Source organism: Alloprevotella tannerae ATCC 51259, from assembly GCF_000159995.1.
In the GTDB taxonomy this organism is placed as follows: domain Bacteria; phylum Bacteroidota; class Bacteroidia; order Bacteroidales; family Bacteroidaceae; genus Alloprevotella; species Alloprevotella tannerae.
This window is the reverse complement of sequence record NZ_GG700642.1, coordinates 1022628-1037690: the sequence shown is the minus strand read 5'-3', so window position 1 is coordinate 1037690 and position 15063 is coordinate 1022628. Positions and strand designations below refer to the sequence as shown.

Sequence of the window (15063 nt, the reverse complement as noted above, 5' to 3'; positions counted from 1 at the left end):
CTAAGGCAAAGGTTGCATATATGTTGTGTGTGACTTATATTTGCAATATCCTAATTATTCAGAGATTATATGCAGACAAAATCCCATAGCCTATTAGGTAAAATTAAATCTTTTTTTGTCCGTTTGAAGCGAGGCGTCCATCGTTTTTGGGCTTGGTATAAACATTTATATTCGGGGCAACCTTGGTGGAAGAAGACTATTGTCGGGATTCTCAGTTTCTTTTCATTGCTCTTGATATACGTCATAGCTGTGATGACCAACTTCCTTTGGCTGTTTGGGAAGTCTCCTTCGCTTAGCGAAATTATGCATCCTAAAAATCCTTCTGCTTCCGAAATTTATAGTGCAGACGGACAAATGATAGGTAGATATTATAATGAGAATCGTTCACCTGTGCCTTATGATTCAATCAATAAAGTCTTCTTTGAAGCTTTGGTCGCTACAGAAGATGAGCGCTTCTATGAGCACCATGGCATCGACTATCAAGGCTTGGCTGCTGCAGCAAAAGATGCCTTACTTGGTCATCCGCGTGGTGCGTCTACGATTACGCAGCAGTTGGTGAAGAATATGTTCCGTGTGCGAACGCAGTATGGTACAGGATTGTTAGGTAAGATTCCCGGCGTGCGGATTCTTATAATGAAGAGTAAGGAGATGATCATTGCCACAGAGATAGAATTGACCAACTCTAAGCAGGATATACTCCGAATGTATGCTAACACAGTCGACTTTGGTTCTAACTCTTATGGTATCAAGACGGCTGCCAAGACTTATTTCAATACTACGCCTTCAAAGCTTAAAACAGAAGAAGCGGCCGTACTTGTAGGAATGCTGAAAGCTACGAATGCTTTTAATCCGCGTATCAATCCAAAACGAAGTTTGGCGCGTCGCAATACGGTCTTGGAGAAGATGTGCGCAAGAAAGTTCTTGACGCGTCAAGAGTGTGACTCTTTGAAGCAACTTCCCATTGAACTAAAGTTTACCATAGAAGATCCTACTGATGGCTTGGCGCCTTATTTCCGTCAGGCTGTGGCCGATTATCTGAAAAAGCAATTGCCCGATTTAGATCTGTATACTGATGGTGTTAAAGTCTATACCACTTTAGATGCAAAGATGCAGCAATATGCAGAAGAGGCTGTCAGAGAGCAGATGAAGGTAGTGCAGCGAAACTTTGATGTGCATTGGCGTGGATTAGGAGAGCCTTGGCGTGATGAAGAGGGAAAGATAATACCTCGTTTTATTGAAGATATTGCGGCTCGTAGTGATGCTTATAAACAATTGGCTGCACGCTATCCTAATAATCCTGATTCTGTAAACTATTACCTCAATAAGCCGCATAAAGTGAAACTCTTTGGTTACGATGGTGCAAAAGAAGAGGAAATGAGTACGATGGACTCTATTCGCTTTATGGTAAAGTTTATGCACGCAGGTTTTATCTCGATGGAGCCAAATACAGGTTATGTAAGAGCTTGGGTAGGTGATATCGATTTTGATGCTTGGAAGTACGACAAAGTTCGTTCTATGCGTCAACCGGGTTCAACGTTCAAACTCTTTGTCTATTCTGCAGCTATGGAGAGCGGGTTGATTCCCTCTGATAGTCGTAAGGACGAATATATTCAGATGGAAGTCTATGACAAGATAAAGAAGAAAGACGTCATATGGCGTCCGCATAATGCCAACGGACGTTTTTCCAATGCCAATATTCCTCTGCGCGCAGCTTTTGCTCGAAGTATCAATACCATAGCTGTCAAGGTCGGACAAGAAGTCGGTATTCCTCGTGTCATACAGACAGCTAAGGCGATGGGCATTAAGTCACCCTTAGATGATACACCCTCTTTGGCTTTAGGTTCTAGCGATGTTAATCTTATGGAGATGGTTAACGCTTATGGTACAATTGCTAATGAAGGTGTTCACGTTGAGCCCGTGCTCGTTACGAAAGTTGTAGATAGTGATGGTAAGGTGCTTTATGAGAATAAGACCGAAAGTTCACAAGCTATTTCGTGGCGTTCTGCTTTCTTTATGCAAAAGATGCTTGAAGCCGGTATGACTGATGCTGGTGGAACGTCTCAGAGTATGCGTCACTACATGAGTGCCCCGTATTGGAACAAGCAGATAGAAGTCGGCGGCAAGACGGGTACATCAAACAACCATTCGGATGCTTGGTTTATCTGCGTCACGCCTGCTCTCGTCAGCGGAGCGTGGGTTGGTGGCGAATATCGTAGTATCCATTTCCGCACCGGCGCTTTAGGTCAAGGTAGCAAGACGGCCTTACCGATTGTCGGACTCTTTATGCAGAAAGTATTGGCAGATCCGCAGTTGAGTCCACGTTATATCAAGAAGTTCCCACTACCTAAAGAGACAATGAATCCTAATGACTATGGTGGCGACTATATTGGCTCCCCCAATACTGATGCTGATAGTGGGCAGGGTGGATCTGATTCTCTTAGCAATGCGTCTGAAGATCTTTTTGGCAACGAAGAAGCTGAATCCAAACCTTCGGAATCGACAGCTCCACCGGCAGAACCTGCACAAGAAAATGTGCCGGCTGAAGACAAGAAAGGCAAGGCGGGGCGCCATAAGGATAAGAAGCAACCCGTTAAAGATAGTGAGGATCTATTCAACTGATGAAATATCGGTAAACCTTAGAAAAATCCTCCTCGGCTCGTAGGGCTGAGGAGGATTTCTAATGTAAGTCTTACCGGGTTCTAACCTCCGATGGTGGTCTTCTTATCCTTCGTCTGCTTCTCCACGCGGAAGAATTCGATATTCTTCAGTCGGCGGAAATCAGGCGTAGGCGTGAAGAGGATCTGTGTTTTCGAGATACACTCTGATGGCTTAAAATCTGCTTCTTTCTCTACGGCCTTCGACGAGAAAGTAGGCCTGAACGTCCCAAGCGGACCGCCATCGACGATGTAACCCTTCGAGCAATACTCGTTGAGCACTTTGCGAAACTTGTAGAACACGGCAGCCACGTCGGCATCGCCTACCGTACTGTCCTCCGCCATCCGCTCGCAAAGTTTGTCGAACGAAATGCGCTGTTTCTGGCAAACAGGGCTTGCCACGAATACTTCCTTGCCCTTCAACGGGCCGACACTCATTTTTCGTTTGTTTAGAGAATAATCCATGATACTAAAAAATTTGATTGTAAAAAAAACACAGAGACGGCGTTATCTGCACACTTCACAGAACCTTTCTGCCTCAGTGTATGCCACAAAGATAGCAGAAATATGTTACATTAACAAACAAAAGATACAACATTTATTTCTACGAATAGTACTTTCATCTTAGCGGAGATATTAGCTTATTCGGAAAATGATAGTACTTTTTAGGTAAAACGATAGTACTTTTTGAGTAAAACGATAGTGCTTTTTTACGATCTCTATACGATGATTTAGTAATTTGCTGTGTATCATATGATTATATGATATGTTTTCTCTCCATTTTACCAGGCCTTGATAGGAGAGGTTCTTTCCCCTTCGTCTTCCCAAAGTCGTAAGGTTAACTCTCTTTCAAACTGATGATGTCTCGTCGTTTTATCGTTCTTTCCTCCTTATCTGTTTTAACGTAAACTCGACGAATCCGGTACGAAGCAGCTGCGTGTCAATAGTTCTTTGCACATTGATTCACGGTGTCTTTACTCCATTGTTCTACAACAAATTCATTTGAGAGATTACGAAAATGCATGAGAGAAAACACGCCACATATCAAACATTATCAGATATAAGACGGCTCTTAAGGGGCGACTACTTACGATTGCGGATTCTAGTATTGGTAGATAAGGCATATTGCAGAACGTCTCTTTCTGCTTTATGACTTATCCGCCGGTCATTTGCGCTTGACCTTATGCTTAGTTTTCTTCGTTTGCGTCTGCTTTAATAGGCTGTATGCTTTGTATAAACCCAGTTCTCCTGCGCGACTTAGGTCGGCTGTTACATTTTCAGTTTCTTTGTTTTGTAGACGTATGACGGCTCTATTATAATAGGCTTCGGCAAGGCGATGGTCTAAGGCGATGGCTCGATCTAAATCTGTCAGTGCAGCTTGTTGCTTGTAGAGTGCGTGGTAAATGCATGAGCGATTGTAATATAGGTAGGCACAATCCGGAAGCTTGCTTATGGCCGCATTGATATCTTCTAAAGCTTGATTCAAATATAAAGTCGACAGATGAGGACTTTGCGTATTCTCTGTGATCTTCTCTGTGGTCTTTTCTGCTTTGCTCATCCCGATGAGTAAAGCTGCACGATTGACGTAGGGTAGAGCGAGGGCAGAGTCGCTGGCAATGATTGACGAGGCCAATTGTAGAGCCTCTGAAAAGTTGTAGATGGCTCGGAGTAGTATCGTGCGTAAGATCTTGTAATCGTATTGCGATAATTCACCTCCGGCACTTTGTAGCGAATCGATAATTTGTAGATGTTGCGTTAAAGTAGCAGTTGTTTCCGGTGTCTTCTCTGCCGTAAACAAGAGTCGTCTACTTGACTGCTGTAAATATCTATTTCCGGCTGCTCGTTCTGCCTGCAATTCAATATCGGCGATACGCTTACTGAGGGCACTAAGTTCGTCTAAGTAGCCATCGGAGCGGTAACCGCGCGTAGTTGTAGGTTGCAGTTGAGGCGTGAAAGCCGGCAAAATCTCTTGCGTTGCAGTTTGATTTTCCACGTGACCTAAAAGTAGATCTCCTAGTATGCGTACCGTATCGGTTTCATCTTCTATCGGGCGATCGTAATGCTCCAGTGCGTGATCGGAGCGCTTCCTGACTGTCCGTATAAAAGAGCGTTTAGGTTTGGCAAAGGCTATGTCCAATTGTGCGCGCGCAACGACCGTTTCGTCAGCCAAAGCCCCTCGCGTATCCCCCGTCTTTCTACGCAATCTGCTGCGAGCATAATAGCCGAAGAGGAAGTTAGGGTAAGCTTTGATCAGTATGCTATAATCCTTTATAGCTCCTTGATAATCGCCGGTCTGCTCTCGTAATAGTGCACGATTGTAGCGAGCCAATGTGTTGTCTGGTTCTACGCTGAGGACAAAATTAAAGTCGTCGATAGCTCTGTTATCGTCGCCTACCAACGCACGCAATAGTGCGCGATTGTAGTGCGCTACAAAGTGCTTCGGAACAAGTTCGATGACCTTGTCGTAATCAAGTAGTGCGTTACCGAATTGATTCAGTGCATGTCGGGCTTCAGCTCTAAGCAGGAAGGGTTCATAATTGTTTTTTTCGTAGCGAATCGCAGTAGTTAAGAGTGAGTCGGCCAATTGATATTTAGCCTTTTGCAATGCATATTGAGCTTTAAGCATCCAGGCAGAAGCTTCTGACGGGCGCAACGTAAGTAGAGCGTCTATTTGCCGAAGACCGTTTATGGTGTCTTTTTGCTCAAAGGCAATTTGAGCTTTCAGCATATAGCCTCTGTAAAACTTGGGCGATTGTTTTAAAAGGCGATCGGCAGCTATTGTGGCGCTGTCGGTTTTATGTACTTGCAGATAGCAGAGCCCTTGATTAAATAGTGCACCCTCGTCTGAGGGGAAATCTTTCAATACTTGCTCGTAATCGGTTATCGCGCCTTGAAACTCTGATTTTCTAATACGACAAAGTCCTCTCAATCGATAGGTTTCTGTTAAGTAAGGATTCAGTCTGATTGATGCTGTACAGTCGTTCTCCGCCCCGTTAAAGTCTCCTAAAGAGAATTTGGCATAAGCGCGATAATAGTAAGCTTGAGCATGCTTTGGGCGAACATCAAGCACGCTGTTAAAGTAATGTATGGCCGAAAGATAATCATCGTAGCTAAGCGCATAACGCCCCATTTCTACAACATTTTCGATGTTGATTTGTGCAATGGAAAACGTCGAGAAAAGAAAGAATAGGTAAGTTCCCAAGTAGCGCTTTAAGCTACTGCTTGCGAGGCTTAGTATTCGTCGTTCAGCCATTTTAGCGTCTAATGATATGTTAAGGGGCAACCCCCAAAACGGAATTGCCCCTATAGTGAACTATTCAGTTTGTGGAAGGGATTTACTTATTGCCAAGGACTTTTTCAGATTTTGTTGTGTCGTCTGCAAACTTAACAACTTTGATGGCTACATCCTTATCAGCCTTATTAATTCGGTGACCAGAGAGGTCGAAGTAAGCTTCTATTGGGGAACTTTTACGCGATAGTGGCAACTGACTTTGCCTTTGCGTATCGCGTTAAGCTTATTCTTTACCATCTGTTTGCGTAAAGGAGAAATACGATCCGTAAAGACGTGCCCTTCAAGATGATCGATCTCGTGTTGCATCACACGCGCTAAATATCCTTCGACCCATTCATCGTGCGGTTCAAAATTCTCATCGCGGTATTGCACGTGAATCCTTGTCGGGCGTTTTACCGGTTCGTGGATGCCTGGCAAACTTAAGCAGCCTTCTTCTAAGGTTGATATTTCCGAATCATCAAACTCTATGATGTGCGGATTAATATACGCATGCCGAAAGCCTGCATATTCTGGGAAGTCTTCTTTTAAGACATCTAAAGATATGACGATTACGCGGATGGCTTTCCCTATTTGAGGCGCGGCTAAGCCGACACCATCGCTTTTGTCCATCGTCTCATACATATCTTCAATGAGTTGCTCCAAACCGGGAAAGTCTGCTTCGATATCTTGAGCTACTTTTCTTAAGACCGGCTGTCCGTAAGTATAAATTGGTAGGATCATATTTTCTTACTTTCCATGTAAGATTGGAGGATAATGCACGCACTGATTTCATCAACTAATGCTTTCTCTTGTCGGCGCTTCTTTCCTAAACCTCCCGCTAACATTGCCTGATGAGCTAAGGTTGAAGTATAGCGCTCGTCATAGAAAGTTATAGGGATTGTTGGGAAATGTTGCTCCAATTGTTTAGCAAAAGCCTCAACACGGGGAAAATTCTCTGAAGGCTTTCCGTTTGTTTGGCGTGGCAGTCCTATTACAAAACGCTCCACATCCTCCTTTGTAGTATAAGCCTTTAAGAAATTCAACAACTCGTGGGTTGCAACAGTGGTCAGGCCGTTGGGTATGATTTGTAGGATGTCTGTAACCGCTATACCCGTCCGCTTTTTCCCATAGTCAATGGCCAATATCCTGCTCACGTTTATTTTATAATCTCACATCCCATGTAAGGTTGCAATGCTTTAGGAATGCGAATGCCGTCAGGCGTTTGAAAGTTTTCAAGAAGTGCAGCCATAATGCGCGGCAAGGCGAGTGCTGATCCGTTTAGCGTATGGCAAAGTTCAATCTTCTTATCTTGCTTACGATAGCGACATTGTAGCCGATTGGCTTGATATGTATCAAAGTTGGAAACCGAACTAACTTCAAGCCAGCGCTTTTGCGCCTCGCTATATACTTCGAAGTCGTAGCAAAGAGAAGAGGTAAAGCTCATATCGCCACCACACAATAATAATATATGGTAGGGCAGTTCGAGTTTTTGTAGCAAACCTTCCACGTGGTCTAACATCTCTTGGTGACTTTGCTTGCTGTGTTCCGGTTTGTCGATGCGCACAAGTTCGATTTTAGAAAATTCGTGTAAGCGATTAAGTCCGCGTACGTCCTTTCCATAGCTGCCGGCTTCTCTGCGGAAGCACTCGGTGTAAGCACAATTTTTAATGGGCAGATTCTTTTCTTCCAAGATCACATCTCGATAGATGTTAGTGACGGGAACTTCTGCCGTAGGGATTAAGTAGAGATCATCCACTTCGCAATGATACATCTGACCTTCCTTATCCGGCAGCTGACCGGTCCCGTAGCCGGAAGCAGCATTGACAACGATTGGTGGCATTATTTCCGTATAGCCGGCTTTACGCGCCTCGTCGAGGAAGAAGTTGATGAGTGCACGCTGCAGGTGCGCTCCTTGTCCGATGTAGACGGGGAAACCGGCACCGGAGATCTTAACGCCGAGATCGAAGTCTATTAAGTTATATTTTTTCGCTAGTTCCCAATGGGGTAGGGGATTTTCCGGAATAGACGTCATCTTGCCGTCCTCTTTCACGATTATATTATCGTTGGCATCCTTTCCCTCAGGCACCTCTTCGTAAGGCACATTGGGTATCTGATAAAGCAATTCTGTGCGCTTTTCTTGCGCCTGCTTCATCGTTTCTTCAAGCGTCTGCGTTTTCGATTTCAAGGAGCTTACTTCTCCTTTTGTCTTTTCCGCCTCCTCTTTCAACCCTTGCTTCATCAAGTCGCCGATATGCTTGGAGAGTGTTTTGATGCGATTCAGTAGCTCATCTAATTGTGCTTGCGCTTCTTTTCGCTTATTATCAATCGCTAAGACAGCCTCAATGGCCTCCTTCGCATTGGGAAAATGCTTTTTCTCAAGGCCGCGTACAATGGCCTCTTTGTTTTCTATGATTTGTTTAATCGTAAGCATAGCAAATTACGTAAATAATACGTTTCTTGTTGAGAAAGCAAAAGTAAGAAAAAGATTTGAGCTATCTTTGCCGAATAGAAATAAACTTTAGTTTTGGACAAATCCTTTCCTCATAAATCATCGCTTCTTATCAACGATCCGGTTTACGGCTTCACGCGTATTGCTCGCGGAGTTTTGACTGATATTGTGAATCATCCACTATTTCAGCGTTTGGGTCGCATTCGCCAACTCGGTCTCTCTTCGTTGGTCTATCCTGGTGCGGTTCATACACGCTTACAGCATTCTATCGGCGCCTATCATTTAATGTCTGAGGCCTTGAAGACCTTGGCGGAAAAGGGTGTTTTTATTTTTGATGCTGAAGTAGAGGCCGCTCAAGCTGCCATCTTGTTGCACGACATTGGGCATTGCGCTTTCTCTCACGTGCTAGAGCGTGTGTTCTTGCCTGACGTAACACACGAAAATATTACCTTGCAAATGATCGAGCGGATGAATAAAGCGTTTAAGGGTGCTTTGACACTAGCTATCGAACTACTTTCGGCCGACTGCAAGAAGCCTTTTCTCCACGAACTTATTTGCAGTCAGCTGGACGTAGATCGCTTGGATTATCTTTGTCGCGACTCTTTTTTTACAGGAGTGAGGGAAGGAAATATCGGGGCGGCCCGCATTATTCGTACCTTGAACGTATTTGACAACCACTTAGTCGTGGAAGATAAGGGCCTATACTCTGTAGAAAATTATTTGATGTCGCGTAGGATGATGTATTGGCAGGTATATCTCCACAAAACGGTGGTTGCTGCTGAAGAACTATTGAGATCTACGCTTAGAAGGGCGCAAACGCTGGTGCGAAATGGATACAAATTGTTTGCCTCGCCCGCACTTTCGTTTTTCTTGACTCAGGATCGGCCGCAGGAGTATGCAGGTTGGCTAGATCATTATGCGGAACTGGATGATAGCGACATCATATCAGCTATTAAAGTATGGCAACATTGCGACGATAAAGTGTTATCGCTTTTAGCTGAAGGCTTTATTAACCGCCATCTCTTTAAGGTAGAAGTCTTTGACGCTTCCGTACCTCCATCTATGCTGGACGAATGGAAAGAAAGAGTGGCTACAGTGCTCGCCATTTCTTTGGCAGATGCCGATTATTTTGTGACAACGCGCGCCGTTTCGAAAGAATTATACTCGGAGCAGGACGATAAAATCGAAATCCTTTATCCGGATCAGACGATAAAGGATGTTGCGACCGTCAGTCGCGTAATCAGCCCTGACGACAATCATCGTATGCAAAAGACCTACTTATGCCATTACCGGTTATGATTTGATATAAAATCCTTTATGCTGATTTATTCGCTTTTTGATCCGATATAGGCCATAACTTAATCCGATAGCGGCAGAGAGCGAAATACAAAGTAGTCGGCTGATAACAAATTGAGGGTTAAGCGACTTAAAGATAAAGTAGGTTGAACCCGCAGCTAAGAGCCAGAGTAAGCAGGAGAAAAGGAAACCCCACTTAAATTTCTGACGACTCGTAACGGGGGCTGTTGCAGTCATCACAACAATGGCCAAAGCATATTGCACAGCCCACATTATGCCGGCTGAGAGTAGGGCAACAATGTCGTTATAATGCGTCAGCATTAATATGATTTGCGCAATGAGGTTCAGCGTAGCCTGTGTAAGCAGTATAGTTAGGAAGCCCATAGGTAAGACCAAGAGCCAGCGAAGCGGATTTGTAATTTGTTTTAGAAAGATAAAATCGAAAGTCGTACTGATGTATAGGTTTTGCCAACCTAATCCGGTCTTATGTGAGTTTTTCATATTTTGCACTTACCATAATAGATGATGAGGCAAAGGTAATTTAAAACTATGAATGTTGCCTTACGTTTGTCCTTCTTCCTCTTTTTTTTTGATTGTTTTGTATTTTATTCCACATATACTTGAAATGTGTGAAGTGCCACTTAGTTTGGTAATGTACTATCGTGAGGGTACATTTGTACGCTCACGATAGTACACTCGTATCATCGTAGGAGTACGTCCGTACAATTGGAAGTGTAAATTAAAAACCTTGATTAAAAGATTGCTATCTTTTGATATTTATGAGTATATGTGTGTTCATTTTGGTGATAAAAAGAAGGATTGTTGGCTAATGTATAGATCCAGACTCTCTGCATTCTTGCGATGTTTGAAGTAATTGAGAAGGGGTGTACTTGTAATGTAATGGGCTTGTTTGTTTATGTTTCGACCTATATTCTGTGCTAAAATTTTCTGTTATATAATATATTTCCGTATATTTGCTAACAGCTTTCAAGAGGAATATTCTTATGTTGTCCGTTTGATCTTTAATATTAAATCAACGAAATACAACCGGAATTCTCCCATTTACAAGCGCTCTTCAACCACAAATCTCAAAAAAGCTATGGATAATAAAGGAAAAAAGATTGGACTTGCCCTTTCTGGCGGTGGATACAGAGCTGCTGCGTATCACATTGGCTCATTACGTGCTCTTCATCGTCTTGGTATATTGGATAAAGTAGATGTAATATCTTCGGTTTCTGGGGGTTCGATAACAGCAGCCTACTATGCTTTGCATAAAGATAACTATGAGGATTTTGAGGAGGGGTTTATCAAAAGGCTTTCTAAAGGCGTTTTGTGGTCCTCCTATATCTATCTTGTTGTAGCTGTATGCTTATTGTTTGCCATGTCTGTGGCAATGGGTCATCTGATAGGTTTTCTCACACGCGTCTTCTTTCCGAACGAATTCATTCTTACAGGTATCTTCGCCACATTGGGCGCTGTGATCACCTTTTTTATCCTACTCGTTCTTTTTCTAAAGTATTCGTTTGTGACGTTACCAACCAGCAACTTCATCTCGCGCTTGTACAACAAAGTCTTCTTTAAGGAGGCATCTCTTGGCGATTTGCCCGATAGTCCGGTATTGTGTATAAACTCAACAAATGTAGCTACACAATTACCATTCTATTTTTCAAAAACGACAATGGGGGAATATGCTTATCGTGTGGGGGGTAAATCAATTTTTGATGCAACGCATTTTTCCATAGCTAAGGCTGTTATGGCTTCATCGTGCGTCCCTTATGGCTTTACGCCTATTACAATTGATAAGAAATATCTCAGAGAAGAATACGATAGCTGTCCGAATAAGCCTGAGGCGCCTAAGTTGATTGATGGAGGCGTTTATGACAATCAAGGGGCGCATAAACTCAGTCAAAATAAAAGCCGGTTTCATACAGACTTCATCATTGTGAGTGATGCTGGTAATAGTGCCATCTCTGCCGCTGGGACAACTAACATTTTTAATCTGGCGATGCAGACGATAAACTTGATGATGGAAAGAATAAAGAAAATGCAGAGAGCTGATAATCTATATGAGTCGTATGTGGGAAAAGAGCATTGTGCATACGTTCCATTAGAATGGGATTGCAGCGAAAGGCTTGTTCAGGGGTTTGTTGATAACTTGAAAAATGGAAATATTCATCCGGACGTGTGGCAGGCTCACGCTATAACGGAAGAAGAAATAGGAAGCTTGAAGGGATCTCAAAGTACATCAGCAAATGAAGCTATCGTTATGAAGCTGAAGCAGGCAATAAATTGGGACACATTGGCTCAACAGATTCCTCAGAAAGAAAGTGAAGATTTGGCACGAAGTATAGGAACCAACTTAACGGCTCTTTCTTCTAAAAAGATCGAAAGTTTGATCAAGCATTCTTCTTGGTTGGCAGAGGTGCAGATTCGTCTTTATATGCCGATGCTGGTTAATCATTAAATGTGTGCCTGAAAATAAATACCCCTTGCAAGCCGATAAGGATTTGCAAGGGGTATATTTTGTAAAAGGGTTTTATGTATTGGGAAGAATGCAGACTTAGAAGTCGGCATTCTTTGGCGTTCTGGGGAAGGGAATGACGTCTCGGATATTTTGCATACCCGTGACGAATAAGATCAAGCGCTCAAAACCTAACCCAAAGCCGCTGTGAGGGCAAGTTCCGTACTTTCTCGTGTCAAGATACCACCACATATCTTTCATAGGAAGATCCATCTCTTGGATGCGCGTTTGGAGCTTATCATAGTCGGCTTCACGCTCGCTACCGCCAATGATTTCTCCAATCTGCGGGAACAAGACGTCCATTGCGCGAACCGTCTTCCCATCTTCGTTGAGCTTCATATAGAAAGCCTTGATCTCTTTGGGGTAGTCGGTTAGGATGACGGGGCGCTTGAAGTGCTCTTCTACAAGATAGCGCTCGTGTTCGCTGGCTAAATCAACGCCCCAATAGATGGGGAACTCAAACTTCTTGCCTGCTTTGACTGCTTGATCAAGTATCTCGATTCCTTCAGAATAAGAAAGGCGTACAAACTCATTCTTTAAGACGAAGTGCAGACGATCTATCAGCGTGTTGTCGATCATCTTGTTGAGGAAGTTTAAGTCGTCCTGGCAGTTGTCGAAGGCCCATTGAATACAATATTTCAAGAAGTCTTCGGCAAGATCCATATTGTCGGTAATGTCATTGAAGGCAACTTCTGGCTCAATCATCCAAAACTCAGCCAAGTGGCGCGGCGTATTGGAGTTTTCAGCTCGGAATGTCGGGCCAAAAGTGTAGATTGCACCTAAAGATGTTGCACCCAACTCTCCTTCAAGCTGGCCGCTTACAGTTAAACTAGTTGGTTTGCCGAAGAAGTCATCCGAATAATCAATCTTTCCATTCTCATCCTTTTTCAGGTCATACAAGTTCTTGGTCGTTACTTGAAACATTTGACCTGCACCTTCACAATCGCTAGCTGTGATAATCGGTGTATGAAAGTAGAAGAAACCATGCTCATGGAAATAATGATGGATGGCCATTGCCATATTATGGCGAATGCGGAAGACAGCTCCAAAGGTGTTCGTTCGCAAACGCATATGAGCGTATTGGCGCATATACTCAAATGATTGCCCCTTCTTTTGCATTGGGAAATCGCTGCCGCAAGTTCCTAAGATTTCAATCTCCTTGGCTTGAATTTCGACTACCTGTCCAGAGCCTTGGCTTTGAACTAAAGCGCCATTGACGCTTAAACAAGCACCAGTCGTAATATCCTTGACTAACTCAGCATCAAATGCTTCTGTGTCGGCTACAATTTGGACATTGTTAATAGTAGAGCCATCATTTAAGGCGATGAAGATTACATTCTTGCTTCCTCGTTTGGTTCTTACCCAACCTCTAACGTTTACGACTGTATCGAAGTCTGTACGCTTTAAGACATCGATTATTTTTGTCCTTTTGATTGTTTCCATTTTACTTGTCCTTCTTTTCTTCTTACTTATTCAAATGCACCCATACGGAGATAGTTGACTTCATCTTGGGTCAAGTAGCGCCAATCTCCACGGCGTAAATGTTTTTTAGTTAAGCCTGCGAAGTAAACTCGATCAAGCTTTACAACGTGGTAACCTAAACTTTCAAAGATACGGCGTACGATGCGGTTTTTTCCGCTGTGGATTTCTATGCCTATTTGTTTCTTATCTGTTTCGCTGGCATATTGAATATCGTCTGCCTTAATCTCACCATCGTCTAAGGTTATGCCATCTGCAATCTTTTGCAGATCGACACCGGATACGTTCTTATCCAAATAGACGTGGTAGATTTTTTTCTTCATAAATTGAGGATGTGTCAGCTTTGCGGCCAACTCACCATCGTTAGTCAAAAGTAAAACACCTGTCGTATTACGGTCTAAGCGGCCGACAGGATAGATGCGTTCTTGACAGGCTCCCTTAACGAGGTTCATTACCGTTTTGCGCTCTTGTGGGTCTTCGCTCGTTGTAATGCAACCTTTCGGCTTATTGAGCAGTACATAGACTTTCTTTTCTAATCTTACAGGACTTTCGTGGAAGAGAATGTCATCCGAACGCAAAACCTTCGTTCCTAATTCTGTAACAACTTTGCCATTGACGGTGATCACGCCTGCTTGGATATACTTATCAGCATCACGGCGAGAGCAAATGCCCGCATTGGCCAAATATCTGTTTAGGCGAATCGGCTCGTTCGGATCTACGTGCTCCTCCTTATAAGCTATTTGCTTTTTCAGGCTGTATTTTGCATTTGGATTGTAGGGCCTACGTTGTTGTGGACGCCTTTGAAAGTTGCCTTGTTGGCGATCGCCATAGTTAGGACGTGGGCGATATCCATTTTGACGATAGCTGCCTTGTTGGAAATCTCCTTGTCGATAATCATTTTGTTGGTAATCATTTTGTCTGTAATTGGGATTCCAATTAGACGGAGCATTTTCCCGATTCTCACGATTATTATAGCGTTGTCCGTTGTTGTAGTTGCTATTATTATAACGCGGACCATTAAAGCGTGGGCGATAGCCATTGTTGTTATTCTGGCCATAATTGTTGCGTGGGCGGTAATTATCCTCACGCCGCCCGAAGTCATTCTCCGAGCGTTCGTTGTTATTATATTGTGAATAGGGATGGTCTCCTAAGTCATTGCGTTGGCCATTATAGCGTGGCCGATAGCCATTATTATTAGGGGCATTGAATCGTTGGCGAGGCCCATTGGACTCTTGATTCCTATTGTAGTTGTTAGAGTAACTTCCTATTCGTGCGTTACGATTAAAACGTGGGCGCGGAGTGTGCCCGAAGTCTTGTCTTTGTTCAGAAGAAGGAGCTTCATCGCTTCTTCTCTCCTGAAATCCTTTGTTTTCTAATTCTTCGCTCATAATCT

The 15063-nt window shown here is 43.4% G+C and carries 11 protein-coding genes; 3 read left to right on the top strand and 8 right to left on the bottom strand.

Annotated elements, in window-relative coordinates; all coding sequences use genetic code 11:
- The first annotated feature begins 69 nt into the window (after positions 1-69).
- The gene (locus GCWU000325_RS04330) at positions 70-2619 is read left to right on the top strand and encodes a transglycosylase domain-containing protein (RefSeq protein ID WP_006254951.1); all 2550 of its coding nucleotides are present in this window, start codon (positions 70-72) and stop codon (positions 2617-2619) included.
- A gap of 80 nt (positions 2620-2699) precedes the next feature.
- Here the strand turns inward: GCWU000325_RS04330 and GCWU000325_RS04325 are convergent, their stop codons facing one another.
- The 5 genes from GCWU000325_RS04325 to serS all read right to left on the bottom strand — a co-directional run bounded on the left by GCWU000325_RS04325 (position 2700) and on the right by serS (position 8356).
- Positions 2700-3119 (bottom strand): HU family DNA-binding protein, encoded by a 420-nt coding sequence (locus GCWU000325_RS04325; RefSeq protein WP_006254950.1) that lies wholly within the window; start codon positions 3117-3119, stop codon positions 2700-2702.
- 700 nt (positions 3120-3819) lie between these two features.
- Positions 3820-5907, bottom strand: coding sequence for a tetratricopeptide repeat protein (locus tag GCWU000325_RS04320; protein WP_006254948.1), 2088 nt, complete (start codon positions 5905-5907; stop codon positions 3820-3822).
- 201 nt (positions 5908-6108) lie between these two features.
- Positions 6109-6666 (bottom strand): peptide deformylase, encoded by a 558-nt coding sequence (gene def, locus GCWU000325_RS04315; protein WP_006254947.1) that lies wholly within the window; start codon positions 6664-6666, stop codon positions 6109-6111.
- The gene (gene ruvX, locus GCWU000325_RS04310) at positions 6663-7079 is read right to left on the bottom strand and encodes a Holliday junction resolvase RuvX (protein WP_006254946.1); all 417 of its coding nucleotides are present in this window, start codon (positions 7077-7079) and stop codon (positions 6663-6665) included. The genes def and ruvX overlap by 4 nt, the downstream gene beginning before the upstream one ends.
- Before the next feature lie 2 nt (positions 7080-7081).
- The gene (serS, locus tag GCWU000325_RS04305) at positions 7082-8356 is read right to left on the bottom strand and encodes a serine--tRNA ligase (RefSeq protein WP_006254945.1); all 1275 of its coding nucleotides are present in this window, start codon (positions 8354-8356) and stop codon (positions 7082-7084) included.
- 93 nt (positions 8357-8449) lie between these two features.
- Here serS and GCWU000325_RS04300 point away from each other — a divergent pair, with 93 nt between their 5' ends.
- Positions 8450-9673, top strand: coding sequence for an HD domain-containing protein (locus GCWU000325_RS04300; RefSeq protein WP_040598913.1), 1224 nt, complete (start codon positions 8450-8452; stop codon positions 9671-9673).
- On the opposite strand, the gene GCWU000325_RS04295 is transcribed toward GCWU000325_RS04300, so the two are convergent.
- On the bottom strand, positions 9668-10171 hold the full coding sequence (locus GCWU000325_RS04295; RefSeq protein WP_006254943.1) for a hypothetical protein: 504 nt from the start codon (positions 10169-10171) through the stop codon (positions 9668-9670). The genes GCWU000325_RS04300 and GCWU000325_RS04295 overlap by 6 nt on opposite strands.
- A 598-nt stretch (positions 10172-10769) precedes the next feature.
- Between GCWU000325_RS04295 and GCWU000325_RS04290 the strand changes: the two genes are divergently transcribed.
- Positions 10770-12134: a patatin-like phospholipase family protein gene (locus GCWU000325_RS04290; RefSeq protein ID WP_040599327.1), complete on the top strand. Its 1365-nt coding sequence runs from the start codon at positions 10770-10772 to the stop codon at positions 12132-12134.
- Positions 12135-12230: 96 nt separating this feature from the next.
- Here GCWU000325_RS04290 and asnS read toward each other — a convergent pair whose 3' ends face one another.
- Complete coding sequence (gene asnS, locus GCWU000325_RS04285) at positions 12231-13634, bottom strand: asparagine--tRNA ligase (protein WP_006254941.1); 1404 nt, start codon at positions 13632-13634, stop codon at positions 12231-12233.
- 26 nt (positions 13635-13660) lie between these two features.
- Positions 13661-15058 carry a pseudouridine synthase gene (locus GCWU000325_RS04280; RefSeq protein WP_040598910.1) on the bottom strand — a complete coding sequence of 466 codons (1398 nt, stop codon included), beginning with the start codon at positions 15056-15058 and terminating at the stop codon, positions 13661-13663.
- Positions 15059-15063 lie beyond the last annotated feature (5 nt).